The organism is Serratia nematodiphila DZ0503SBS1, assembly GCF_000738675.1.
In the GTDB taxonomy this organism is placed as follows: Bacteria; Pseudomonadota; Gammaproteobacteria; order Enterobacterales; family Enterobacteriaceae; genus Serratia; species Serratia nematodiphila.
The window spans coordinates 1,344,768-1,368,088 of sequence record NZ_JPUX01000001.1; the positions used below are offsets into that span (position 1 = coordinate 1,344,768).

Below are 23,321 nucleotides of genomic sequence, written 5' to 3' on the forward strand. Positions count from 1 at the left end.
ATAAATCTTAATTGAAATAAAAACCATTCCTATTTAGACTCAATGCATTGGTTAAGAAGTGAGTCTCTCTATGTATGTATGTCTGTGTAATGCGGTGACTGACAAAGCGATCCGTAATGCGGTGCGTCAGCACAACCCCCATACCATGAAGCAGCTGCGTGAACTTGTGCCGATTGGTACCGATTGTGGAAAGTGCATTCGTCAGGCAAGACAGATTATGGTGGAGGAACGCGGAACTATCATCCCAATGCATGAAGTTGCCTAACAAAGGGTAAGGTTATTTTTGACTCTTGGCTTACAGGTTCTACACTTTTAGAACTAGCCAGGAGGAGTTACCTATGAAAGGCGATAAAAAGATCATTGCTCACCTCAACAAGCTGCTCGGCAACGAGCTGGTTGCCATCAATCAATATTTCCTGCACGCCCGCATGTTCAAGAATTGGGGCTTAATGCGCCTCAACGATAAGGAATACCACGAGTCGATCGACGAAATGAAACATGCCGATCGCTACATCGAGCGTATCCTGTTCCTGGAAGGAATACCTAATCTGCAGGACCTCGGTAAGCTGAACATCGGCGAAGACATTGAAGAGATGCTGCGTTCCGATCTGGCGCTGGAATTGGCGGGCGCCAAGAATCTGCGCGAAGGTATCGCCTACGCCGACTCGATTCACGATTATGTCAGCCGTGATTTGATGATCGACATTCTGGCCGATGAAGAAGAGCATATCGACTGGCTGGAAACCGAGCTGGATCTGATTGCTCGCCTCGGTATTCAAAACTATGCCCAGGCCCAGATTTTAGAACGCAAAGAGTAAGCCTGCCTTCCGTTCGTCATCGCCTCTCCTGCCGGCGACCGTTTTTACGGCGGGGCAGGGGAGCTGCCCGCTAAGCATAATTCATACCTTGATCGCCACCTTCATCCCGTGATCGTCGCTGAACGTGCAAAAATGACGATTTCCTGAGCATATTTCCAACTGCGGCTTGCTTCCTGGGCCATTTTGCGTATAATGCGCGGGCTTACCTAATCTTGGTAAGCCTGATTTTAGCGAATCAGTCGATTGGCAGGCCTTTTTTGCCTTTCGAACAATACTCCCGATATGGGGGTTATATGTTGACGATTACACTCCCCCATCAATCGAAATGGGTGTGAGGAGTAATTATTTACGTTTATAAATAATTGGAGCTCTGGTCTCATGCAGAACCAAAGAATCCGTATCCGCCTGAAAGCGTTTGATCATCGTCTGATCGATCAATCAACCGCGGAAATCGTCGAGACTGCAAAGCGCACTGGTGCGCAAGTCCGTGGTCCGATCCCGCTGCCAACTCGCAAAGAGCGCTTTACCGTTCTGATCTCTCCGCACGTCAACAAAGACGCGCGCGATCAGTACGAGATTCGCACTCACAAGCGTCTGGTTGACATCGTTGAGCCAACCGAGAAAACCGTTGATGCTCTGATGCGTCTGGATCTGGCTGCCGGTGTAGACGTGCAGATCAGCCTGGGTTAATCAGGTCATTGAGCGATTGAGAGGTTGAAACAATGATTGGTTTAGTCGGTAAAAAAGTGGGTATGACCCGTATCTTCACTGAAGATGGCGTTTCTATCCCAGTAACCGTAATTGAAATTGAAGCGAACCGCGTGACTCAGGTTAAAAGCCTGGACACCGACGGTTACCGTGCCGTTCAGGTTACCACTGGTAGCAAAAAAGCTAACCGTGTAACCAAGCCGGAAGCGGGCCATTTCGCTAAAGCTGGCGTTGAAGCTGGCCGTGGTCTGTGGGAATTCCGCCTGGAAGAAGGTCAAGAATTCGCTGCAGGTCAGGAAATTAGCGTAGAAATCTTCGCTGACGTTAAAAAAGTCGATGTTACCGGTACTTCTAAAGGTAAAGGTTTTGCTGGCACTGTTAAGCGCTGGAACTTCCGTACCCAAGACGCTACCCACGGTAACTCCTTGTCTCACCGCGTTCCGGGTTCTATCGGTCAGAACCAGACTCCGGGCAAAGTGTTCAAAGGCAAGAAAATGGCTGGCCACCTGGGTGATGAGCGCGTAACCGTTCAAAGCCTGGACGTAGTACGTGTTGACGCTGAGCGCAACCTGCTGCTGGTTAAGGGTGCTGTACCGGGCGCAACCGGTGGCAACCTGATCGTTAAACCAGCTGTGAAGGCGTAAGGGGATAGCAATGGAATTAGTATTGAAAGACGCGCAAAGCGCGCTGACTGTTTCCGAAACTACCTTCGGTCGTGATTTCAACGAAGCGCTGGTACACCAGGTTGTTGTTGCTTATGCAGCAGGTGCCCGTCAAGGTACTCGTGCTCAGAAGACCCGTGCTGAAGTAACTGGTTCCGGCAAAAAGCCATGGCGTCAGAAAGGCACCGGCCGTGCGCGTTCAGGTTCTGTAAAGAGCCCGATCTGGCGTTCAGGCGGCGTGACCTTTGCTGCTAAGCCACAGGACCACAGTCAGAAAGTAAACAAAAAGATGTACCGCGGCGCGCTGAAAAGCATCCTGTCCGAACTGGTACGTCAAGATCGTCTGATCGTTGTCGAGAAGTTCTCTGTAGAAGCGCCTAAAACTAAGCTGCTGGCACAGAAACTGAAAGATATGGCTCTGGAAGACGTGCTGATCGTGACCGGTGAACTGGATGAGAATCTGTTCCTGGCAGCTCGCAACCTGTACAAGGTTGACGTGCGCGATGTAGCAGGTATCGATCCGGTTAGCCTGATCGCCTTCGACAAAGTGGTTATGACTGCTGATGCTGTGAAGCAAGTTGAGGAGATGCTGGCATGATCCGTGAAGAACGTTTGCTGAAAGTGCTGCGTGCACCGCACGTATCTGAAAAAGCATCCGCTGCGATGGAAAAAAGCAACACCATCGTTCTCAAAGTTGCCAAAGACGCGACCAAAGCAGAAATCAAAGCTGCAGTGCAGAAACTGTTTGAAGTCGAAGTCAAAGACGTGAACACCCTGGTAGTTAAAGGGAAAGTGAAGCGTCACGGTCAGCGTGTTGGTCGTCGTAGCGACTGGAAAAAAGCTTACGTCACCCTGAAAGAAGGCCAGAATCTGGACTTCATCGGCGGCGCAGAGTAAGTCGGAGGAGTAAGAACAATGGCAATTGTTAAATGTAAACCTACATCTCCGGGTCGTCGCCACGTTGTTAAAGTGGTTAACCCTGAGCTGCACAAGGGTAAACCTTATGCCCCGCTGCTGGAAAAACTGAGCAAAAGCGGTGGTCGTAACAACAATGGCCGTATCACCACCCGTCATATCGGTGGTGGCCACAAGCAACATTATCGTCTGGTTGACTTCAAGCGCAACAAAGACGGTATCCCTGCTGTGGTTGAGCGTCTGGAGTACGATCCGAACCGTTCCGCGAACATCGCGCTGGTTCTGTACAAAGACGGCGAACGCCGTTACATCCTGGCGCCGAAAGGCCTGAAAGCTGGTGACCAGATTCAATCTGGCGTTGATGCTGCAATCAAAGCGGGTAACACCCTGCCGATGCGCAACATTCCAGTTGGTTCAACGGTTCACAACGTAGAAATGAAACCAGGTAAAGGCGGCCAGATGGCTCGCTCCGCTGGCGCCTACGTTCAGATCGTTGCTCGTGATGGTTCCTACGTAACTCTGCGTCTGCGCTCCGGCGAAATGCGTAAAGTTCCAGCTGATTGCCGCGCCACCCTGGGTGAAGTCGGTAACGCTGAACACATGCTTCGCGTTCTGGGTAAAGCAGGTGCTGCACGTTGGCGTGGTGTTCGTCCTACCGTTCGCGGTACGGCGATGAACCCGGTAGATCACCCGCACGGTGGTGGTGAAGGTCGTAACTTTGGTAAGCACCCGGTAACTCCGTGGGGCGTTCAGACCAAAGGTAAGAAGACCCGTAGCAACAAGCGTACTGATAAGTTCATCGTACGTCGCCGTAGCAAAAAATAATTAGAGGATAAGCCATGCCACGTTCTCTCAAGAAAGGTCCTTTTATTGACCTGCACTTGCTGAAGAAGGTAGAGAAAGCGGTGGAAAGCGGTGACAAGAAGCCTTTGCGCACTTGGTCCCGTCGTTCAACGATCTTTCCTAACATGATCGGTTTGACCATCGCTGTCCATAATGGTCGTCAGCACGTACCAGTGTTCGTTTCCGATGAAATGGTCGGTCACAAACTGGGTGAATTCGCGCCGACTCGTACTTATCGCGGCCATGCGGCTGATAAAAAAGCTAAAAAGCGCTAAGGTAGGAGGAAGAGATGGAAACTATCGCTAAACATCGCCACGCTCGTTCTTCTGCTCAGAAGGTTCGCCTTGTTGCTGACCTGATTCGCGGTAAGAAAGTGTCGCAAGCTCTGGAAACTCTGACCTACACCAACAAGAAAGCTGCTGGTCTGGTTAAGAAAGTGCTGGAGTCTGCCATTGCTAACGCAGAACACAACGATGGCGCTGACATCGATGATCTGAAAGTTACGAAAATCTTCGTAGACGAAGGCCCAAGCATGAAGCGCATTATGCCGCGTGCAAAAGGTCGTGCAGATCGCATCCTGAAGCGCACCAGCCACATTACTGTGGTTGTGTCCGATCGCTGAGACTCTGGAGACTAGCAATGGGTCAGAAAGTACATCCTAATGGTATTCGCCTGGGTATTGTCAAACCTTGGAACTCTACTTGGTATGCGAATACCAAAGAATTCGCTGACAACCTGGACAGCGACTTTAAAGTTCGTCAATTCCTGACTAAGGAACTGTCGAAAGCTTCCGTTTCTCGCATCGTTATCGAGCGTCCTGCGAAGAGCATCCGTGTGACCATTCACACTGCTCGCCCAGGCATCGTTATCGGCAAGAAAGGTGAAGACGTCGAAAAACTGCGCAAGGTCGTAGCGGACATCGCTGGCGTTCCTGCACAGATCAACATCGCCGAAGTCCGTAAACCGGAACTCGACGCTAAATTGGTTGCTGACAGCATCACTTCTCAGCTGGAACGTCGCGTTATGTTCCGTCGTGCTATGAAGCGTGCAGTACAGAACGCAATGCGTCTTGGCGCTAAAGGTATCAAAGTTGAAGTAAGCGGCCGTCTTGGCGGCGCTGAAATCGCACGTACCGAATGGTACCGCGAAGGTCGTGTTCCATTGCACACTCTGCGTGCGGACATCGACTACAACACATCTGAAGCGCACACCACTTATGGTGTAATCGGCGTTAAGGTATGGATCTTCAAAGGTGAGATCCTGGGTGGTATGGCTGCAGTTGAACAACCGGAACCGGCTGCTCAACCTAAAAAGCAGCAGCGTAAAGGCCGCAAGTAAGGAGAGTCGCTGATGTTACAACCAAAGCGTACAAAATTCCGTAAGGTGCACAAGGGCCGCAACCGTGGTCTGGCGCAAGGTACGGATGTTAGCTTCGGCACTTTCGGTCTGAAAGCTGTTGGCCGTGGCCGTCTGACTGCTCGTCAAATCGAAGCAGCTCGTCGTGCAATGACTCGTGCAGTTAAGCGTCAAGGCAAGATCTGGATCCGTGTATTCCCGGACAAACCGATCACCGAGAAGCCGCTGGAAGTGCGTATGGGTAAAGGTAAGGGTAACGTGGAGTATTGGGTTGCCCTGATCCAGCCTGGTAAGGTCCTGTACGAAATGGACGGCGTGCCAGAAGAGGTTGCCCGCGAGGCATTCAAACTGGCAGCAGCGAAACTGCCGATCAAAACCACCTTTGTAACTAAGACGGTGATGTAATGAAAGCACAAGAGCTGCGTGAAAAAAGCGTTGAAGAGCTGAATGCCGAGCTGCTCAACCTGCTGCGTGAGCAATTCAACTTGCGCATGCAGGCGGCCAGTGGCCAGCTGCAACAAACTCACCTGTTGAAACAAGTGCGTCGTGACGTCGCACGCGTTAAGACTTTACTGACTCAAAAGGCGGGTGTGTAAATGACTGAAGTTATCCGTACCCTGCAGGGTCGTGTTGTTAGCGATAAAATGGAGAAATCCATCGTTGTTGCTATCGAGCGTACTGTGAAGCACCCAATCTACGGGAAATTCATCAAACGTACGACCAAGCTGCACGTACATGACGAGAACAACGAATGTGGTACCGGCGACGTGGTGGAAATCCGCGAATGCCGCCCACTGTCCAAGACCAAGTCCTGGACGTTGGTTCGCGTTGTAGAGAAAGCGATTCTGTAATAGAGTAGCTGGCTCTCACTTAATAAACGGCTCAGAAAATGAGCCGTTTATTTTTTCTACCCATACCAAGTAAGCGGTGTTATAATGCTGCGCCCTCGGTTATGGGGCTTTTCAACGGCCTAATTTTTACTTGGGTCTTTAAAGTAGTAGTTGACATTAGCGGAGCACTAAAATGATCCAAGAACAGACTATGCTGAACGTCGCCGACAACTCCGGTGCACGTCGCGTAATGTGTATCAAGGTTCTAGGTGGCTCGCACCGTCGCTACGCAGGCGTCGGCGACATCATCAAAATTACCATCAAGGAAGCAATTCCTCGCGGTAAGGTGAAGAAAGGCGATGTTCTGAAGGCGGTAGTGGTGCGCACCAAGAAGGGTGTACGTCGCCCGGACGGTTCTGTCATTCGCTTCGATGGCAATGCATGCGTTATTTTGAACAATAACAGCGAGCAGCCAATCGGTACGCGTATTTTTGGGCCGGTAACTCGTGAACTGCGTAATGAGAAGTTCATGAAAATTATCTCTCTGGCACCAGAAGTACTCTAAGGAGCGAACATGGCAGCGAAGATCCGTCGTGATGACGAAGTTATCGTGATTACCGGGAAAGACAAAGGTAAGCGCGGTAAAGTAAAAAATGTCCTGTCTGCTGGCAAGGTCATTGTTGAAGGCATCAACCTGGTTAAGAAACACCAGAAGCCGGTTCCGGCTCTGAACCAACCAGGCGGCATTGTTGAGAAAGAAGCTGCAATTCAGGTTTCTAACATTGCTATCTTCAACGCGGCTACCGGCAAGGCTGACCGTGTAGGCTTTAGATTCGAAGACGGCAAAAAAGTCCGTTTCTTCAAGTCTAACAGCGAAACTATCAAGTAATTTGGAGTAATACGATGGCGAAACTGCATGATTACTACAAAGACGAGGTAGTCAAACAACTGATGTCTCAGTTTGATTACAACTCTGTCATGCAAGTCCCTCGGGTCGAGAAGATCACCCTGAACATGGGTGTTGGTGAAGCGATTGCTGACAAGAAACTGCTGGATAACGCCGCAGCGGACCTGGCAGCCATCTCCGGTCAAAAACCGTTGATCACCAAAGCCCGCAAATCTGTTGCAGGCTTCAAAATCCGTCAGGGCTATCCGATCGGCTGTAAAGTAACTCTGCGTGGCGAACGCATGTGGGAGTTCTTTGAGCGTCTGATCTCCATTGCTGTTCCACGTATCCGTGACTTCCGTGGCCTGTCCGCCAAGTCATTCGATGGCCGTGGCAACTACAGCATGGGCGTGCGTGAGCAAATCATCTTCCCAGAAATCGACTACGACAAAGTCGATCGCGTTCGTGGTTTGGATATTACCATTACCACTACTGCGAAATCTGATGATGAAGGCCGCGCGCTGCTGGCTGCTTTTAACTTCCCGTTCCGCAAGTAAGGCAGGGTTACTGATGGCTAAGCAATCAATGAAAGCACGCGAAGTCAAGCGCGTGAAATTAGCTGACAAGTTCTTTGCAAAACGCGCTGAACTGAAAGCTATTATCTCTGATGTGAACGCATCCGATGAAGATCGTTGGAATGCCGTTCTCAAGCTGCAAACTCTGCCGCGTGATTCCAGCCCGTCTCGTCAGCGTAAACGCTGCCGCCAAACTGGCCGTCCACATGGTTATGTGGGCAAATTCGGGTTGAGCCGTATTAAGCTTCGTGAAGCCGCTATGCGCGGTGAAGTACCAGGCTTGAAAAAGGCTAGCTGGTAATTACCAATTGAATCACGGGAGTAAAGACAGATGAGCATGCAAGATCCGATCGCGGATATGCTGACCCGTATCCGTAACGGTCAAGCCGCGAACAAAGTTGCGGTCACCATGCCTTCCTCCAAGCTGAAAGTGGCAATTGCCAACGTGCTGAAGGAAGAAGGTTTTATTGAAGATTTCAAAATCGAAGGCGACGCCAAGCCTGTTCTGGAACTGGTACTGAAGTACTTCCAGGGCAAAGCTGTGGTAGAAAGCATTCAACGTATCAGCCGTCCAGGTCTGCGCATCTACAAGAAAAAAGATGAGCTGCCAAAAGTTATGGCCGGTTTGGGTATCGCTGTTGTTTCTACCTCTAAAGGTGTTATGACCGATCGTGCAGCTCGCCAGGCTGGTCTTGGTGGCGAGATTATCTGCTACGTAGCTTAATTCGGGAGGAAAGAATGTCTCGTGTTGCAAAAGCACCCGTCGTCATTCCTGCCGGCGTAGAGGTAAAACTCAACGGTCAGGTTATTTCGATTAAGGGTAAAAACGGCGAGTTGACTCGTACTATCCACGACGCCGTTGAAGTGAAGCAAGAAGCTAACGCACTGACTTTCGCTCCGCGCGAAGGTTTTGCTAACGCATGGGCCCAAGCGGGTACCACGCGCGCTCTGCTGAACGCAATGGTTGTTGGTGTTACCGAAGGCTTCACCAAGAAGCTTCAACTGGTAGGTGTTGGTTATCGTGCTGCCGTTAAAGGCAACGTGGTGAATTTGGCCCTGGGCTTCTCTCACCCTATCGATCACCAGCTGCCGGCAGGTATCACTGCTGAATGCCCAAGCCAAACTGAAATCGTGCTGAAAGGCGCTGATAAGCAGGTAATTGGCCAGGTAGCAGCAGATCTGCGCGCTTACCGTCGTCCTGAGCCTTACAAAGGCAAGGGTGTTCGTTACGCCGACGAAGTCGTGCGTACCAAAGAGGCTAAGAAGAAGTAAGGTAACACTATGGATAAGAAATCTGCTCGTATCCGTCGTGCGACCCGCGCACGCCGCAAGCTCCAAGAGCTGGGTGCAACCCGCCTGGTGGTACATCGTACCCCGCGTCACATTTACGCACAGGTGATTGCTCCAAACGGTTCTGAAGTACTGGTAGCCGCTTCTACTTTAGAAAAAGCTATCGCGGAGCAACTGAAGTATTCCGGTAACAAAGACGCAGCAGCAGCCGTAGGTAAAGCTCTGGCTGAGCGCGCGTTGGAAAAAGGGATTGCGAAAGTATCCTTTGACCGTTCCGGTTTCCAATATCATGGTCGAGTCCAGGCACTGGCAGATGCTGCCCGTGAAGCTGGCCTTCAGTTCTAAGGAAGAGGTTTAAGATGGCTCACATCGAAAAACAAGCTGGCGAACTGCAGGAAAAGCTGATCGCGGTAAACCGCGTATCTAAAACCGTAAAAGGTGGCCGTATTTTCAGCTTTACCGCACTGACTGTAGTTGGTGATGGTAACGGTCGCGTTGGTTTTGGCTACGGCAAAGCACGCGAAGTTCCAGCAGCGATCCAGAAAGCGATGGAAAAAGCCCGTCGCAACATGATGAACGTCGCGCTGAACAGCGGCACCCTGCAGCACCCTGTTAAGGGCGCTCACACGGGTTCTCGCGTGTTCATGCAGCCTGCTCATGAAGGTACCGGTATCATCGCGGGCGGTGCAATGCGCGCCGTTCTCGAAGTTGCTGGGGTGCACAACGTATTGGCTAAAGCTTATGGTTCCACCAACCCGATCAACGTGGTTCGTGCAACTATCGACGCTCTGGCGAATATGAAGTCTCCTGAAATGGTCGCTGCTAAGCGTGGTAAATCCGTTGCCGACATTCTGGGGTAATTGACCATGGCTAAGACTATTAAAGTTACACAAACTCGCAGCTCAATTGGCCGTCTGCCGAAGCATAAAGCTACTCTGCTCGGTCTGGGTCTGCGTCGTATTGGTCACACCGTAGAGCGCGAGGATACTCCTGCTGTTCGCGGTATGGTCAACCTGGTTTCCTACATGGTTAAAGTTGAGGAGTAACAGATGCGTTTAAATACTCTGTCTCCGGCTGAAGGTGCCAAGCATGCGCCTAAGCGTGTAGGTCGTGGTATTGGTTCTGGCCTGGGTAAAACCGGCGGCCGTGGTCACAAAGGTCAGAAGTCTCGTTCTGGCGGTGGCGTACGTCGTGGTTTCGAAGGTGGTCAGATGCCTCTGTACCGTCGTCTGCCGAAATTCGGCTTCACTTCACGCAAAGCGATGATCACGGCAGAAGTTCGTCTGTCTGAACTGGCTCTGGTTGAAGGCGATGTTATCGACCTGAACGCGCTGAAAGCCGCTAACGTAGTTGGTGTCCAGATCGAATTCGCGAAAGTTGTACTTTCTGGCGAAGTCGCTCGTCCGGTAACCCTGCGTGGTCTGCGTGTCACCAAAGGCGCTCGTGCTGCTATCGAGGCTGCTGGCGGTAAAATTGAGGAATAAGTAGCAGATGGCTAAGCAACCAGGATTAGATTTTCAAAGTGCTAAAGGCGGGCTCGGCGAGCTGAAGCGCAGACTTTTGTTTGTCATCGGCGCGCTGATTGTCTTCCGCATCGGCTCTTTCATTCCGATTCCTGGTATCGATGCCACTGTGCTTGCCAAATTGCTTGAGCAGCAGAGAGGCACTATCATTGAAATGTTTAACATGTTCTCTGGTGGTGCCCTCAGCCGTGCTTCTATCTTTGCTCTGGGGATCATGCCGTATATCTCGGCGTCGATCATTATCCAGCTGCTGACGGTGGTTCATCCAGCGTTGGCGGAAATCAAGAAAGAAGGGGAGGCTGGCCGTCGCAAGATTAGCCAGTACACCCGCTACGGTACGCTGGTATTGGCCATATTCCAGTCGATCGGTATTGCTACCGGTCTGCCGAATATGCCTGGTATGCAGGGCCTGGTGTTAAACCCAGGCTTTGCATTCTACTTTACTGCGGTTGTGAGCCTGGTAACCGGGACAATGTTCCTGATGTGGCTGGGTGAGCAGATTACTGAGCGCGGTATCGGCAACGGTATCTCGATCATTATCTTCGCGGGTATTGTAGCGGGGCTCCCGCCGGCAGTGGCCCATACTATTGAGCAAGCGCGGCAAGGCGACCTGCACTTCCTCCTGCTGCTGTTGGTTGCAGTATTGGTGTTTGCAGTAACCTTCTTCGTTGTTTTCATCGAGCGTGGTCAACGTCGTATCGTCGTTAACTATGCGAAGCGTCAACAAGGTCGTCGTGTTTATGCAGCACAGAGTACACACTTACCGTTGAAAGTGAACATGGCGGGTGTTATCCCGGCGATTTTCGCTTCCAGCATTATTCTGTTCCCGGCCACGATTGCATCATGGTTTGGGGGCGGTACCGGTTGGAACTGGCTGACTACGATTTCGCTGTATTTGCAGCCCGGGCAACCGCTTTATGTGTTACTCTATGCGTCTGCAATCATCTTCTTCTGTTTCTTCTACACGGCGTTGGTTTTCAACCCGCGTGAGACAGCAGATAACCTGAAGAAGTCCGGTGCCTTCGTACCAGGAATTCGTCCGGGAGAGCAAACGGCGAAGTATATCGATAAAGTAATGACGCGTTTAACCCTGGTGGGCGCGATGTACATTACTTTCATCTGCCTGATCCCGGAGTTCATGCGTGATGCAATGAAAGTACCATTCTACTTTGGTGGTACCTCGCTACTGATCGTGGTTGTCGTCATCATGGACTTTATGGCTCAAGTGCAAACTCTGATGATGTCAAGTCAGTACGAGTCTGCATTGAAGAAAGCAAATCTGAAAGGCTATAACCGCTAGTCAGATTCGTTTGAGAAGTTACGGAGAGTAAAAATGAAAGTTCGTGCTTCCGTCAAGAAATTATGTCGTAACTGCAAAATCGTTAAGCGTAACGGTGTCGTTCGTGTGATTTGCAGCGCCGAGCCGAAGCATAAACAGCGTCAAGGCTGATTATCTCGCATATTTTTCTTGCAAAGTTGGGTTGAGCTGGCTAGATTAGCCAGCCAATCTTTTGTATGTCGCACTGCAACATTATTTGAGTATCCTGAAAACGGGCTTTTCAGAATGGTGTTGCTGTATAAAATAGTAGGAGTGCATAGTGGCCCGTATAGCAGGCATTAACATTCCTGATCATAAACATACCGTTATCGCCTTAACGTCGATCTTCGGTATCGGTAAAACCCGTTCACAGGCTATCTGTGCATCTACGGGTATTGCTGAAAATGTTAAGATCAGTGAGCTGTCTGAAGAGCAAATCGAAAAGCTTCGTGATGCAGTTGCCAAATACACCGTTGAGGGTGATTTGCGTCGTGAAATTACCCTGAGCATCAAGCGTCTTATGGACCTTGGTTGCTATCGTGGTTTGCGTCATCGTCGTGGTCTGCCGGTACGCGGTCAGCGCACCAAGACCAACGCTCGTACCCGTAAGGGTCCGCGCAAGCCGATCAAGAAATAATCGGGGTTATTGAATAATGGCAAAGGCACCTGTTCGTACACGTAAGCGTGTAAGAAAGCAAGTCTCTGACGGCGTGGCTCATATCCATGCTTCTTTCAACAACACCATCGTTACCATCACTGATCGTCAGGGTAATGCTTTGGGTTGGGCAACAGCCGGTGGTTCCGGTTTCCGTGGTTCTCGTAAGTCCACTCCGTTCGCAGCACAGGTTGCAGCAGAACGTTGTGCTGACGCAGTGAAAGAATACGGTATCAAGAACCTGGAAGTTATGGTTAAAGGACCTGGTCCTGGTCGTGAGTCTACTATCCGCGCTCTGAACGCGGCTGGTTTCCGCATCACTAACATTACTGATGTGACTCCGATCCCTCATAACGGTTGTCGTCCGCCGAAAAAGCGCCGCGTGTAACGCAGCTTTTAGGATTGTTGGAGAAAGAAAATGGCAAGATATTTGGGTCCTAAGCTCAAGCTGAGCCGTCGTGAGGGCACAGACCTGTTCCTTAAGTCTGGCGTTCGCGCGATCGATTCCAAGTGTAAAATTGAACAAGCACCTGGTCAGCACGGTGCGCGTAAACCGCGTCTGTCTGATTACGGTGTTCAGTTGCGTGAGAAGCAGAAAGTTCGTCGTATGTACGGCATTCTGGAGCGTCAATTCCGCAACTATTACAAAGAAGCAACCCGCCTGAAGGGCAACACCGGTGAAAACCTGTTGCAGCTGCTGGAAGGTCGTCTGGACAACGTTGTTTACCGTATGGGCTTCGGCGCTACTCGTGCAGAGTCACGTCAGCTGGTTAGCCACAAAGCAGTTATGGTAAACGGTCGCGTTGTTAACATCGCTTCTTATCAGGTATCTCCGAATGACGTAGTCAGCATCCGCGAGAAAGCTAAAAAGCAGTCTCGTGTTAAAGCTTCTCTGGAGCTGGCTGAGCAGCGTGAAAAGCCGACTTGGCTGGAAGTTGATGCTGCTAAGATGGAAGGCGTGTTCAAGCGTATGCCTGAACGTACCGATCTGTCTGCGGACATTAACGAACACCTGATCGTCGAGCTTTACTCCAAGTAAAGCTTAGTACCAAAGAGAGGACACAATGCAGGGTTCTGTGACAGAGTTTCTAAAACCGCGCCTGGTAGATATCGAGCAAGTCAGTTCGACGCACGCCAAGGTGACCCTTGAGCCTTTAGAGCGTGGCTTTGGCCATACTCTTGGCAACGCACTGCGCCGTATTCTGCTTTCATCTATGCCGGGTTGCGCGGTGACCGAGGTTGAGATTGATGGTGTACTGCATGAGTACAGCACCAAAGAAGGCGTACAGGAAGATATCCTGGAGATCCTGCTCAACCTGAAAGGGCTGGCGGTGAGAGTTCAAGGCAAAGACGAAGTTATTCTTACCCTGAATAAATCTGGCATTGGCCCTGTGACCGCTGCCGACATCACCCATGATGGTGATGTCGAAATCGTCAAGCCTCAGCACGTGATTTGCCACCTGACTGATGAGAACGCGGCTATCAGCATGCGTATCAAAGTTCAGCGCGGTCGCGGTTATGTGCCGGCTTCTGCCCGAATTCATTCGGAAGAAGATGAGCGCCCAATCGGTCGTCTGTTGGTTGACGCCTGCTACAGCCCTGTAGAGCGTATCGCCTACAATGTTGAAGCTGCGCGTGTAGAACAGCGTACTGACTTGGATAAGCTGGTCATCGAAATGGAGACCAATGGCACGATCGATCCTGAAGAGGCGATCCGCCGTGCGGCCACCATTCTGGCTGAACAACTTGAAGCTTTCGTTGACCTGCGTGATGTGCGTCAGCCGGAAGTTAAAGAAGAGAAACCGGAATTCGATCCGATCTTGCTGCGCCCTGTTGACGATCTGGAATTGACTGTCCGCTCTGCTAACTGCCTCAAGGCAGAAGCTATCCACTACATCGGTGATCTGGTACAGCGTACCGAGGTTGAGTTGCTGAAAACGCCAAACCTGGGTAAAAAATCTCTTACCGAGATTAAAGACGTGCTGGCCTCACGTGGTCTGTCTCTGGGCATGCGCCTGGAAAACTGGCCGCCGGCAAGCATTGCTGACGAGTAACCGGATCACAGGTTAAGGTTTTACTGAGAAGGATAAGGTCATGCGCCATCGTAAGAGTGGTCGTCAACTGAACCGTAACAGCAGCCATCGCCAGGCTATGTTCCGTAACATGGCCGGCTCTTTGGTTCGTCATGAGATCATCAAGACGACCCTGCCAAAAGCAAAAGAGCTGCGTCGCGTTGTTGAGCCGCTGATTACTCTTGCCAAGACCGACAGCGTAGCTAATCGTCGTCTGGCATTCGCCCGTACTCGTGATAACGAGATCGTGGCAAAACTGTTTAACGAGCTGGGCCCGCGTTTCGCGAGCCGTGCCGGTGGTTACACTCGCATTCTGAAGTGTGGCTTCCGCGCAGGCGACAACGCGCCGATGGCATACATCGAGCTGGTTGATCGTGCTGAGTCTCAAGCAGAAGTAGCAACTGCAGAGTAATCTGTAGACGCGTAAAAAAACCGGGCTTGCCCGGTTTTTTTACGTCCAAATCCAGCCAAATGTGCGCAGTTCCCCTGTAGTGCTTAAGATCCCCGCCCCTATCCGCTATGCTAAGGCTTATTATTCATTAGGCTAACCGAGGCTGTCTGTCATGGGGTTGCTTGATCAATGGGCGGAGCGTCATATCCTTGATGCTCAGGATAAAGGCGAGTTCGACAACCTGCCTGGCCAGGGGCAGCCGCTGGCGCTGGAAGATGACAGCGCGGTGCCGCCCGAGCTACGCGCCGGTTACCGTTTGCTGAAAAATGCCGGTTACCTGCCGCCGGCGCTGGAAGATCGTAAAGAGGCGTTGACCGTTGCTCGCTTGCTGCAAGAGATTAATAGCGAACATCCGGACTATGTCGATCTCAGCAAGCGCATGGCACTGCTGGAGCACCGGCTGCGTCAGGCTGGGATGAGCACCGATTTCTTGCATGGCGAATATCAGCGCGCGCTTGATGGCAAGTTCACCCGAAAGGAGCGGTAATGTTCAAGATAGGTCAGTTGGCCAAGCTCGCCGAAGTGACGCCGGATACCGTGCGTTACTATGAAAAGCAGGGCATGATGGATCACAATGTCCGCACCGAAGGCGGTTATCGGCTGTATACGGAGCAGGACCTGCAGCGGCTGCGTTTTATTCGCTATGCCAAACAGTTGGGTTTTACTCTGGAAACGATCGCCGAACTGCTGTCGATCCGGGTTGATCCTGAACATCATACCTGCCAGGAATCGAAGTCGATCGTCGATGCTCGCCTGAGTGAAGTGGAAAGCAAGTTGGCGGAGCTGACTCGCATGCGCGAATCGTTGAAACGCCTGAGTGACGCCTGCTGCGGCACTGCCCATACCAGCAACTATTGTTCTATTCTGGAAGCTTTGGAACAGGGAGCCAGCGATGATAAAGGCAAAAAAGATTGCTGACGGCACTTTAATTTTTATATTGCCGGCAGTATTATCGGCTCGTTTTATTACCCTACCTTTTACAGGAGCATTATCATGACGAAATATCGTCACACTAAAGGCCAGATTCAAGATAACGCCATTGAGGCGCTGCTGCATGACCCGCTATTCCGCCAACGAGTGGAAAAGAATGTGAAAGGCAAAGGCAGCTATCGGCGTAAAGAAAAACACAACAAAGGCGGTAACTGGGAGGCCAGTGGCAAACTATCAAACGATAATTTACCACTGGCTTTCTGGTTTTAAGGCATTAAAAAAGCCACCTTCATCGGTGGCTTTTTATTGTAAGCCTTAAACCACCTCCTAAGGAGGTGGTGATTGAACCTGTGAGGCTCTAGCCTGAAGGAAACCCATGCCGGAATATTCCAGCTTACTCACCACAAGTAAGAAGGAAATCACCAACATGGGTTTATACAGGAGTTCATCACATGTGTTCTGGCGTTGCAAATACCACCTGGTGTGGACGCCGAAGTATCGATTTAAAATCCTCCGCGACAAGGTGGGCAAAGAGCTCTACCGAACAATTTATATCCTCTGCAACATGAAGGACTGTGAAGTTCTTGAGCTAAATATTCAGCCAGATCATGTGCATCTGGTCGTGATAGTCCCCCCGAAGCTATCGATTTCGACGTTGATGGGCGTCCTGAAAGGACGCAGTGCAATCCGGCTTTACAATCGTTTCCCACATATACGAAAGAAGTTGTGGGGCAATCATTTTTGGGCAAGGGGATACTTTGTCGATACGGTAGGAGTAAACGAAGAAATTATCAGGCGATACGTGAAGCATCAGGATAAGGAGGACCAAGAGATCGAACAGCAGATGGAGTTGTTGCAGGATTAACTCGGAAATTGCCCCCTTTTAGGGGGCGTCGTGTAAAGCCACCTCCTCAGGAGGTGGTCTTTTACTGGCATAACTTAATGCTGTTTTACAGTTTTGGCTGCTGTTGCTGGCTCAGCAAATCACGGATTTCCGTCAGCAGTTTCTCTTCTGCGGTTGGTTCTGGCGGCGCTGCTGGCGCTTCTTCCTGCTTGCGGCGCACCTTGTTCATCAGTTTAATCGCCAGGAAGATAGCGAAGGCGACAATCACAAAGTCAAATACGGTCTGGATGAATGAACCATAGTTCATTACCACCGCCGGTACGGCGCCCTGAGCTTCACGTAACACCAGATGGAACTGTTTAAAATCGACGCCGCCAATCAGTAAGCCCAACGGTGGCATGATGATATCGGCCACGAAGGACGAAACAATCTTGCCGAATGCAGCACCGATAATCACACCGACGGCCAGATCGACCACGTTGCCGCGCATGGCAAATTCGCGAAACTCTTTCAACATACTCATAGAACGCACCCCTTGCAGAATTAATAACTCAAGTTTAACAAAGCAATTTCCCTTTGCCACAAATGGAGAGAAGTTTTATCTCCTCCCAAGGCAGAGAACAACTACGCAATTATAGGCCATCGCCTAATAAATTCGTTCTACAAGAAGAACGGGCTCGGTTGGAACAAGCGTTCAACGTCCGGCACGAATTTCTTGTCGGTAATAAACATGATGACGTGATCGCCCTGTTCGATTTTGCTGTTGCCGTTGGCGATGATCACGTCGTCGCCACGCACGATCGCACCGATGGTGGTACCCGGTGGCAGCTTGATGTCTTCCACGATGCGGCCGACCACTTTAGATGTGCTTTCATCGCCGTGGGCAATCGCTTCGATCGCTTCTGCCACGCCGCGGCGCAGTGACGAGACGCTGACGATATCCGCTTTGCGCACATGCCCAAGCAGCGCGGAGATGGTTGCCTGCTGCGGGGAAATGGCAATATCGATCACGCTGCCTTGCACCAGATCGACATAGGCGCGGCGCTGGATCAATACCATCACCTTCTTGGCGCCCATGCGCTTGGCCAGCATGGCGGACATGATGTTGGCCTCATCGTCGTTGGTGATGGCGATGAAAACATCCACCTGCTCGACGTGCTCTTCGGCCAGCAGCTCCTGATCGGAGGCATCGCCGTAGAATACAATGGTGTCGTGCAGCTGTTCGGCCAGTTCGGCGGCGCGTTGCTGATTCCGCTCGATCAGTTTGACGTTGTAGTCTTTTTCCAGCTTGGCGGCCAGGCCGGCGCCGACGTTGCCGCCGCCGACGATCATGATGCGCTTATAGGGTTTTTCCAGCCGCTGCAGTTCGCTCATCACCGCGCGGATATGCTGTGAGGCGGCGACGAAGAACACTTCATCGCCGGCTTCGATAATGGTCGAGCCCTGCGGACGGATCGGACGATCCTGGCGGAATATGGCGGCGACGCGGGTATCGATATGTGGCATGTGCTCGCGCATTGAAGAGAGCGCATTGCCGACCAGCGGGCCGCCGTAATAGGCTTTAACCGCGGCGATGCTGACCTTGCCTTCGGCAAAGTTGACCACCTGCAGCGCGCCAGGGTATTCAATCAGCTTGTAGATATAGTCGATGACCAGCTGCTCCGGCGAAATCAGATGGTCGATTGGCACCGCTTCCGGCAGGAACAGTTTCTCCGACTCGCGGATGTATTCCGGTGCGCGGATACGGGCGATACGGTTAGGGGTATTAAACAGAGAATAGGCGATCTGGCAGGCGATCATGTTGGTTTCGTCGGAGTTGGTGACGGCGACCAGCATGTCGGCGTCTTCTGCGCCGGCTTCGCGCAGCACCCGAGGGTGGGAACCATGCCCCTGAACCACCCGCAAATCGAATTTATCCTGCAGCTGACGCAAGCGGCCGGAATCGGTATCGACGACGGTGATATCGTTGTTTTCACCCACCAGGTTTTCCGCCAGCGTCCCGCCAACCTGACCGGCACCAAGAATAATTATTTTCATCGTGTTCTCTGCTTCACACTGAAAGACTTAGGGCGCGCACGCCCTGAAGCATTACATTTTAATCAGCTTAGCGTAAAAGAAGCCATCGCCATCCTCGGGATGCGGGATATTCTGTCGCCCTGGCCGCTGCGCATCGCCGGTTTCAACCAGCTTGGCATCGGCGTGGCGTTGCAAGAATGCGGCGATCTGGTTGCTGTTTTCATCCGGCAGGATAGAACAGGTGGCGTAAACCATCACTCCGCCTGATTTTAGATGCGGCCAGACGGCTTCCAGAATTTCTGCCTGCAGTGCGGCGAGTTCGGCGATGTCGCGATCGCGGCGCAGCCATTTGATGTCGGGATGACGGCGGATCACACCGGTGGCGGAACAAGGCGCGTCCAGCAGGATGCGGTCGAACTGCTTGTCCCCGCACCACTGCTGCGGAGTGCGGCCATCACCCAGTTTAACCTCTGCGTGCAAACGCAGACGCTGCAGGTTCTCTTTGACTCGCGCCAGGCGCTGTTCGTCGATATCGACCGCCATGACGTGTGCTTTCGGCGCCGCTTCCAAAATATGCGTGGTTTTGCCGCCGGGTGCGGCGCACAGGTCGAGGATCTGTTCGTCGTCTTGCGGATCCAACAGATCGACACACCCCTGGGCTGAGGCATCTTGCACGGTGACCCAGCCTTCGGCGAACCCTGGCAGATCGGTCACGGCGCAAGGCGCCAGCAAACGCAGTGCATCGGCATAGTCTGAATGAGTTTCCGCGGCGATGCCGGCGTCGTTCAGCAGCTGCAGATAAGCGTCACGGGTGTGATGCAGGCGGTTGACGCGCAGCCACATCGGCGGCTTCTGGTTATTGGCGTCGACGATCTGTTCCCAGTTGGCGGGATAAGCCTGTTGAATGCGTTTCAGTAACCAGCTGGGATGCAGATAGCGGCTGTCATTGTTGGCGGCGCGTTGCAACAGCTCTTCCTGCTGGCGCTGGAATTGCCGCAAGACGCCGTTAATCAGGCCTTTTAACTGCGGGCGTTTCAGCGCTACCGCACCTTCCACGGTTTCCGCCAGCACGGCGTGCGCCGGGATGCGGGTATACAGCAGCTGATACAGGCCAACCATCAGCAAGTAGTGCAGCGTACGCTGCTTACCGGTCAGCGGCTTGGCCATCAATTGCTGAATGCACCATTCGAGCTGCGGCAGCACGCGTAACGTGCCGAAACACAGCTCCTGCAGCAACCCGCGATCTTTGTCGCTGATGGAGGTTTGCAGCGCCGGCAGGACAGTGCTGAGCGACTGCCCCTGATCCAGCACCTGGCCGATGGCTTTGGCAGCGATGCTGCGGAGATTGTAATTATTTTTCATAGGCTGAAGCTGATAACGATCGGCATTAAGAAAATAACGGCCCGGCGATGAATGGCCGGGCAGTGGGGTGGCTTACAGCCGGTTACCCGGGGTAAACCATTCACGACGTGAATTTAACAGGTCCTGCGCCGACATCGGTTTCTTGCCGGCGGGCTGCAGCTGGATCAGATTGAGGATGCCGTCGGCGGTCGCCACCTGAATGCCGTGTTTGTCGGCATGGACAACGGTGCCCGGCTCCGCGTTGGCGCTTTGCGCCAGCACGCTGGCCTGCCAGACTTTTACCGGTTGATCGTCGATGGTGAAGTAGCTGATCGGCCAAGGGTTGAAGGCGCGGATGCAGCGCTCCAGTTGTGCGGCGGACAGGTTCCAGTCCAGGCGAGCTTCTTCTTTGCTCAGCTTCTCGGCGTAAGTGACCAATGCTTCGTCCTGTACTTCGCGGGTGGCGCTGCCGTCGGCCATTTGGCGCAGCGTCGTCAGCATGCCCTGCGGGCCGAGCTGGGCCAGTTTGCCGTAGAGACTGGCGCTGGTGTCGTTGCTCTCAATTGGGCAGGCGATCTTGTGCATCATGTCGCCGGTATCGAGGCCGGCGTCCATCTGCATGATGGTCACGCCGGTTTCGCTGTCGCCGGCCCAGAGCGAACGCTGGATCGGTGCCGCGCCGCGCCAGCGAGGCAGCAGCGAACCGTGTACGTTGATGCAACCGAGACGCGGCATATCCAGCACCGCTTGCGGCAGGATCAACCCGTAGGCAACAACCACCATCACGTCGGCGTTAAGATCGGCCACCAGGCGCTGGTTCTCTTCTGGGCGCAGCGATTTTGGCTGAAATACCGGCAGTTGGTGTTGTTCAGCCAGCACTTTTACCGGGCTTGGCGTCAACTTGTTGCCGCGGCCAGCCGGGCGGTCGGGCTGGGTAAAAACGCCGACAATCTGGTGCTCAGATGACAACAGCGCGTCAAGATGACGCGCTGCGAAGTCTGGTGTTCCGGCGAAAATAATCCGTAAAGAGTCAGACACGTTGATTTCCTGATCGGTTAGGCGCGGGCTTGGAGCTTGGCCATTTTTTCCAGTTTCTGACGAATGCGCTGGCGCTTCAGCGGCGACAGGTAATCGACGAACAGTTTACCCATCAGGTGATCCATCTCGTGCTGGATGCAGATCGCCAGCAGATCGTCCGCTTCCAGCTCGAAAGATTTGCCTTCGCGATCCAGCGCGCGGATCTTCACCTGCGCGGCGCGTGGTACCAATGCACGCTGCTCGGGAATGGAAAGACAGCCTTCCTCGATGCCGGTTTCGCCGCTTTTTTCCAGCAGCTCCGGATTGATCAGCACCAGGCGCTGATCGCGATTCTCGGAGACGTCGATCACGATAATGCGCTGATGGATATCCACCTGAGTCGCAGCAAGGCCGATGCCTTCCTCTGCGTACATGGTTTCAAACATATCATCCACGATGCGCTGGATATCTGCATTGACTTCTTTTACCGGCGCTGCAACTTTGCGCAGACGCTCGTCTGGGAAATGTAATACCTGCAAGACTGACATATATCTTTAGATCTGTATCCGAGTAATGAACGAGGTTTAACCTCTATTCTAGACATTTCCCGGCCTGATTGACAGCATTGCGCACCAATTGCTCAGATTGGTAATACCACCGTTTTTGCTGAGGGAACAGAGGATGCGGCCGGAAGAGATCGCTTTACGGATGCGGGGGGTTACGGGGCTGCAGACCGTCGTGGCCAGCCGGATCGTGCGGCAGTTATCGCAAATGGGTGGCGAGCCTCGCCGCGCGTTGCGTGAACTGGGATTGAATGAACGGCAACGGGCACAGTTCAACCAGACGGATCCCGGTTATCTGGCGGCCACCTTGCGTTGGCTGGAAGTGCCGGCGCACCGTATGCTGAACTATGCAGCGGCCGGCTATCCCGAATGCCTGGCTCAGATCGACGATGCGCCGCTGTTCCTGCTGATCGATGGAGATCCTCAGGCGCTGTTGCGCCCGCAACTTGCCATGGTTGGCAGCCGGCAGTTCAGCCACTACGGCGAGCGCTGGGCTAACCATTTCGCCGAGGAATTGGCGCGTTGCGGTTTCACCATCACCAGTGGTTTGGCGATCGGCATCGACGGCATTTGCCATCGCGCAGCGCTGGCGGCCGGTGGTTGCACGATAGCGGTGTTGGGCTGCGGGCTGGCCAATGTCTACCCGCGGCGGCACCACAGGCTCGCAGAGCAGATAGTCGAGCAGGGCGGTGCGGTGATTTCAGATCATTTGGTCACCGATTTGCCCCTGGCCGACCATTTTCCGCGCCGCAACCGCATTATCAGCGGGCTGAGCCAGGGCGTTCTGGTCATAGAAGCCTCGTTGCGCAGCGGTACCCTGGTGACGGCTCGCTATGCGTTGGAGCAAGGGCGTGAGGTATTCGCCTTGCCGGGGCCGTTAGGGAACCCGATGAGCGAAGGCACGCACTGGCTGATCCAACAGGGCGCGCATCTGGTCACTGGGCCGAAAGATATCGCCGAATTGCTGGGAAGCGGCCTTCAATGGTTGCCACTGAACGAAAATACAACTATTTGTGCGTCGCAGGCTGAAGTTGAATTGCCATTTGCCGATGTGTTGGCTAACGTAGGAGATGAGGTGACACCTGTTGACGTCGTCGCTGAACGTGCCGGCCAACCTGTGCCAGTGGTGGTAATCAAGTTACTCGAGCTGGAGTTAGCAGGGTGGATCGCAGCTGTACCCGGCGGCTATGTCCGAATAAGGAGGGCAAGCCATGTTCGACGTACTCATGTACTTGTTTGAAACTTATATCCACAATGAACCAGAGATGCGCGTCGATCAGGATCAACTGACCGATGATCTCGCCCAGGCGGGGTTTCATCAGGATGATATCTACAACGCGTTGAATTGGCTTGAGAAGTTGGCCGACCTGCAAGAAGGTCAAAATGCGCCTTACTTTATGGATGCCGATCCGCTGGCGATGCGGATCTATACCGAAGAGGAAAACGCGCGTTTGGACGCCGGCTGCCGTGGTTTTCTCCTGTTCCTGGAACAGATTCAGGTATTGAACCTCGAAACCCGTGAAATGGTTATCGACCGCGTTATGGCTTTGGATAATGCGGAATTCGATCTCGAAGATCTGAAATGGGTCGTGTTGATGGTGCTGTTTAATATCCCCGGATATGAAAGCGCCTATCAGCAAATGGAAGAGCTGTTGTTTGAAGTGAACGAAGGTTATCTGCATTGAGCCGATAACGCGCATAGAAGACG

41 protein-coding genes are annotated in these 23,321 nt (G+C 52.6%); 36 read left to right on the top strand and 5 right to left on the bottom strand.

Features of this window, described 5'->3' with window-relative positions; genetic code table 11:
- Window positions 1-70: 70 nt before the first annotated feature.
- The 34 genes from bfd (at window position 71) to tnpA (ending at window position 16,697) form a co-directional block, all read left to right on the top strand.
- Window positions 71-265: a bacterioferritin-associated ferredoxin gene (gene bfd / locus JL05_RS24680; RefSeq protein WP_015379266.1), complete on the top strand. Its 195-nt coding sequence runs from the start codon at window positions 71-73 to the stop codon at window positions 263-265.
- A 73-nt stretch (window positions 266-338) separates the two neighbouring features.
- Window positions 339-818, top strand: coding sequence for a bacterioferritin (bfr, locus tag JL05_RS06095; RefSeq protein ID WP_004929784.1), 480 nt, complete (start codon window positions 339-341; stop codon window positions 816-818).
- 378 nt (window positions 819-1,196) lie between these two features.
- Window positions 1,197-1,508, top strand: coding sequence for a 30S ribosomal protein S10 (rpsJ, locus tag JL05_RS06100; RefSeq protein WP_001181005.1), 312 nt, complete (start codon window positions 1,197-1,199; stop codon window positions 1,506-1,508).
- Window positions 1,509-1,540: 32 nt separating this feature from the next.
- Window positions 1,541-2,170, top strand: a complete 630-nt coding sequence (gene rplC / locus JL05_RS06105) for a 50S ribosomal protein L3 (protein WP_015379265.1) — start codon at window positions 1,541-1,543, stop codon at window positions 2,168-2,170.
- 10 nt (window positions 2,171-2,180) lie between these two features.
- Complete coding sequence (gene rplD / locus JL05_RS06110) at window positions 2,181-2,786, top strand: 50S ribosomal protein L4 (protein WP_004929779.1); 606 nt, start codon at window positions 2,181-2,183, stop codon at window positions 2,784-2,786.
- The gene (gene rplW / locus JL05_RS06115; protein WP_004929776.1) at window positions 2,783-3,085 is read left to right on the top strand and encodes a 50S ribosomal protein L23; all 303 of its coding nucleotides are present in this window, start codon (window positions 2,783-2,785) and stop codon (window positions 3,083-3,085) included. The genes rplD and rplW overlap by 4 nt, the downstream gene beginning before the upstream one ends.
- Window positions 3,086-3,103: 18 nt before the next feature.
- Complete coding sequence (rplB, locus tag JL05_RS24685) at window positions 3,104-3,928, top strand: 50S ribosomal protein L2 (protein WP_004929775.1); 825 nt, start codon at window positions 3,104-3,106, stop codon at window positions 3,926-3,928.
- A 14-nt stretch (window positions 3,929-3,942) separates the two neighbouring features.
- Window positions 3,943-4,221, top strand: a complete 279-nt coding sequence (gene rpsS, locus JL05_RS06125) for a 30S ribosomal protein S19 (RefSeq protein WP_004929772.1) — start codon at window positions 3,943-3,945, stop codon at window positions 4,219-4,221.
- Between the two features lie 14 nt (window positions 4,222-4,235).
- Window positions 4,236-4,568: a 50S ribosomal protein L22 gene (gene rplV / locus JL05_RS06130; protein ID WP_002223844.1), complete on the top strand. Its 333-nt coding sequence runs from the start codon at window positions 4,236-4,238 to the stop codon at window positions 4,566-4,568.
- 17 nt (window positions 4,569-4,585) lie between these two features.
- The gene (gene rpsC / locus JL05_RS06135; RefSeq protein ID WP_004929766.1) at window positions 4,586-5,284 is read left to right on the top strand and encodes a 30S ribosomal protein S3; all 699 of its coding nucleotides are present in this window, start codon (window positions 4,586-4,588) and stop codon (window positions 5,282-5,284) included.
- A 12-nt stretch (window positions 5,285-5,296) separates the two neighbouring features.
- Window positions 5,297-5,707, top strand: coding sequence for a 50S ribosomal protein L16 (rplP, locus tag JL05_RS06140; RefSeq protein WP_004929764.1), 411 nt, complete (start codon window positions 5,297-5,299; stop codon window positions 5,705-5,707).
- Window positions 5,707-5,898, top strand: a complete 192-nt coding sequence (rpmC, locus tag JL05_RS06145; RefSeq protein WP_004929762.1) for a 50S ribosomal protein L29 — start codon at window positions 5,707-5,709, stop codon at window positions 5,896-5,898. The genes rplP and rpmC overlap by 1 nt, the downstream gene beginning before the upstream one ends.
- Window positions 5,899-6,153: a 30S ribosomal protein S17 gene (gene rpsQ / locus JL05_RS06150; RefSeq protein ID WP_004929760.1), complete on the top strand. Its 255-nt coding sequence runs from the start codon at window positions 5,899-5,901 to the stop codon at window positions 6,151-6,153. It abuts the gene before it with no gap.
- 172 nt (window positions 6,154-6,325) lie between these two features.
- A complete protein-coding gene (rplN, locus tag JL05_RS06155) occupies window positions 6,326-6,697 on the top strand; it encodes a 50S ribosomal protein L14 (RefSeq protein ID WP_000613954.1) in 372 nt (123 codons plus the stop codon).
- Between the two features lie 9 nt (window positions 6,698-6,706).
- The gene (rplX, locus tag JL05_RS06160) at window positions 6,707-7,021 is read left to right on the top strand and encodes a 50S ribosomal protein L24 (RefSeq protein WP_004929758.1); all 315 of its coding nucleotides are present in this window, start codon (window positions 6,707-6,709) and stop codon (window positions 7,019-7,021) included.
- 14 nt (window positions 7,022-7,035) lie between these two features.
- Window positions 7,036-7,575, top strand: coding sequence for a 50S ribosomal protein L5 (gene rplE / locus JL05_RS06165; RefSeq protein ID WP_004929756.1), 540 nt, complete (start codon window positions 7,036-7,038; stop codon window positions 7,573-7,575).
- 13 nt (window positions 7,576-7,588) lie between these two features.
- Window positions 7,589-7,894, top strand: a complete 306-nt coding sequence (rpsN, locus tag JL05_RS24690; RefSeq protein ID WP_004929754.1) for a 30S ribosomal protein S14 — start codon at window positions 7,589-7,591, stop codon at window positions 7,892-7,894.
- 30 nt (window positions 7,895-7,924) lie between these two features.
- Window positions 7,925-8,317, top strand: a complete 393-nt coding sequence (gene rpsH / locus JL05_RS06170; RefSeq protein ID WP_004929753.1) for a 30S ribosomal protein S8 — start codon at window positions 7,925-7,927, stop codon at window positions 8,315-8,317.
- A gap of 14 nt (window positions 8,318-8,331) precedes the next feature.
- A complete protein-coding gene (gene rplF / locus JL05_RS06175) occupies window positions 8,332-8,865 on the top strand; it encodes a 50S ribosomal protein L6 (RefSeq protein WP_004929751.1) in 534 nt (177 codons plus the stop codon).
- Between the two features lie 9 nt (window positions 8,866-8,874).
- Window positions 8,875-9,228: a 50S ribosomal protein L18 gene (gene rplR / locus JL05_RS06180; RefSeq protein WP_004929748.1), complete on the top strand. Its 354-nt coding sequence runs from the start codon at window positions 8,875-8,877 to the stop codon at window positions 9,226-9,228.
- 14 nt (window positions 9,229-9,242) lie between these two features.
- The gene (gene rpsE / locus JL05_RS06185) at window positions 9,243-9,743 is read left to right on the top strand and encodes a 30S ribosomal protein S5 (RefSeq protein WP_004929747.1); all 501 of its coding nucleotides are present in this window, start codon (window positions 9,243-9,245) and stop codon (window positions 9,741-9,743) included.
- A 6-nt stretch (window positions 9,744-9,749) separates the two neighbouring features.
- Window positions 9,750-9,929, top strand: coding sequence for a 50S ribosomal protein L30 (rpmD, locus tag JL05_RS24695; RefSeq protein WP_048232028.1), 180 nt, complete (start codon window positions 9,750-9,752; stop codon window positions 9,927-9,929).
- A gap of 3 nt (window positions 9,930-9,932) precedes the next feature.
- Complete coding sequence (gene rplO / locus JL05_RS06190) at window positions 9,933-10,367, top strand: 50S ribosomal protein L15 (RefSeq protein WP_004929742.1); 435 nt, start codon at window positions 9,933-9,935, stop codon at window positions 10,365-10,367.
- A gap of 7 nt (window positions 10,368-10,374) precedes the next feature.
- Complete coding sequence (gene secY / locus JL05_RS06195) at window positions 10,375-11,706, top strand: preprotein translocase subunit SecY (protein ID WP_004929740.1); 1,332 nt, start codon at window positions 10,375-10,377, stop codon at window positions 11,704-11,706.
- Between the two features lie 33 nt (window positions 11,707-11,739).
- Window positions 11,740-11,856, top strand: a complete 117-nt coding sequence (gene rpmJ, locus JL05_RS24700) for a 50S ribosomal protein L36 (protein WP_002227352.1) — start codon at window positions 11,740-11,742, stop codon at window positions 11,854-11,856.
- A gap of 148 nt (window positions 11,857-12,004) precedes the next feature.
- Window positions 12,005-12,361, top strand: coding sequence for a 30S ribosomal protein S13 (gene rpsM / locus JL05_RS06200; RefSeq protein ID WP_004929734.1), 357 nt, complete (start codon window positions 12,005-12,007; stop codon window positions 12,359-12,361).
- A gap of 16 nt (window positions 12,362-12,377) precedes the next feature.
- Window positions 12,378-12,767, top strand: a complete 390-nt coding sequence (gene rpsK, locus JL05_RS06205; protein ID WP_004929731.1) for a 30S ribosomal protein S11 — start codon at window positions 12,378-12,380, stop codon at window positions 12,765-12,767.
- Window positions 12,768-12,797: 30 nt separating this feature from the next.
- A complete protein-coding gene (rpsD, locus tag JL05_RS06210) occupies window positions 12,798-13,418 on the top strand; it encodes a 30S ribosomal protein S4 (protein WP_004929729.1) in 621 nt (206 codons plus the stop codon).
- Between the two features lie 25 nt (window positions 13,419-13,443).
- Window positions 13,444-14,433, top strand: a complete 990-nt coding sequence (locus JL05_RS06215) for a DNA-directed RNA polymerase subunit alpha (protein ID WP_002919219.1) — start codon at window positions 13,444-13,446, stop codon at window positions 14,431-14,433.
- Between the two features lie 40 nt (window positions 14,434-14,473).
- A complete protein-coding gene (gene rplQ / locus JL05_RS06220) occupies window positions 14,474-14,863 on the top strand; it encodes a 50S ribosomal protein L17 (protein ID WP_004929726.1) in 390 nt (129 codons plus the stop codon).
- Window positions 14,864-15,014: 151 nt separating this feature from the next.
- Entirely contained in the window at window positions 15,015-15,389 is a 375-nt protein-coding gene (locus JL05_RS06225) for a DnaJ family domain-containing protein (protein WP_033631944.1), read from the top strand.
- On the top strand, window positions 15,389-15,820 hold the full coding sequence (zntR, locus tag JL05_RS06230; RefSeq protein WP_004929722.1) for a Zn(2+)-responsive transcriptional regulator: 432 nt from the start codon (window positions 15,389-15,391) through the stop codon (window positions 15,818-15,820). Before JL05_RS06225 ends, zntR begins: the two co-directional genes overlap by 1 nt.
- A 75-nt stretch (window positions 15,821-15,895) precedes the next feature.
- On the top strand, window positions 15,896-16,102 hold the full coding sequence (locus tag JL05_RS06235; protein ID WP_004929720.1) for an alternative ribosome-rescue factor A: 207 nt from the start codon (window positions 15,896-15,898) through the stop codon (window positions 16,100-16,102).
- A 157-nt stretch (window positions 16,103-16,259) separates the two neighbouring features.
- A complete protein-coding gene (gene tnpA, locus JL05_RS06240; RefSeq protein ID WP_033633566.1) occupies window positions 16,260-16,697 on the top strand; it encodes an IS200/IS605 family transposase in 438 nt (145 codons plus the stop codon).
- Window positions 16,698-16,782: 85 nt separating this feature from the next.
- Here tnpA and mscL read toward each other — a convergent pair whose 3' ends face one another.
- The 5 genes from mscL to def form a co-directional block, all read right to left on the bottom strand.
- The gene (gene mscL / locus JL05_RS06245) at window positions 16,783-17,199 is read right to left on the bottom strand and encodes a large-conductance mechanosensitive channel protein MscL (protein ID WP_004929718.1); all 417 of its coding nucleotides are present in this window, start codon (window positions 17,197-17,199) and stop codon (window positions 16,783-16,785) included.
- Between the two features lie 137 nt (window positions 17,200-17,336).
- Complete coding sequence (gene trkA / locus JL05_RS06250; protein WP_004929716.1) at window positions 17,337-18,713, bottom strand: Trk system potassium transporter TrkA; 1,377 nt, start codon at window positions 18,711-18,713, stop codon at window positions 17,337-17,339.
- A 51-nt stretch (window positions 18,714-18,764) separates the two neighbouring features.
- Entirely contained in the window at window positions 18,765-20,054 is a 1,290-nt protein-coding gene (gene rsmB / locus JL05_RS06255) for a 16S rRNA (cytosine(967)-C(5))-methyltransferase RsmB (RefSeq protein ID WP_033631945.1), read from the bottom strand.
- 72 nt (window positions 20,055-20,126) lie between these two features.
- Entirely contained in the window at window positions 20,127-21,071 is a 945-nt protein-coding gene (gene fmt, locus JL05_RS06260) for a methionyl-tRNA formyltransferase (protein WP_004929712.1), read from the bottom strand.
- Window positions 21,072-21,088: 17 nt separating this feature from the next.
- Window positions 21,089-21,598, bottom strand: coding sequence for a peptide deformylase (gene def, locus JL05_RS06265; protein ID WP_004929710.1), 510 nt, complete (start codon window positions 21,596-21,598; stop codon window positions 21,089-21,091).
- 133 nt (window positions 21,599-21,731) lie between these two features.
- On the opposite strand from def, the gene dprA reads away from it, so the two are divergent.
- On the top strand, window positions 21,732-22,853 hold the full coding sequence (dprA, locus tag JL05_RS06270) for a DNA-protecting protein DprA (protein ID WP_021505263.1): 1,122 nt from the start codon (window positions 21,732-21,734) through the stop codon (window positions 22,851-22,853).
- Complete coding sequence (smg, locus tag JL05_RS06275) at window positions 22,825-23,298, top strand: DUF494 family protein Smg (RefSeq protein WP_033631946.1); 474 nt, start codon at window positions 22,825-22,827, stop codon at window positions 23,296-23,298. The genes dprA and smg overlap by 29 nt, the downstream gene beginning before the upstream one ends.
- The last annotated feature ends 23 nt before the right edge of the window (window positions 23,299-23,321 follow it).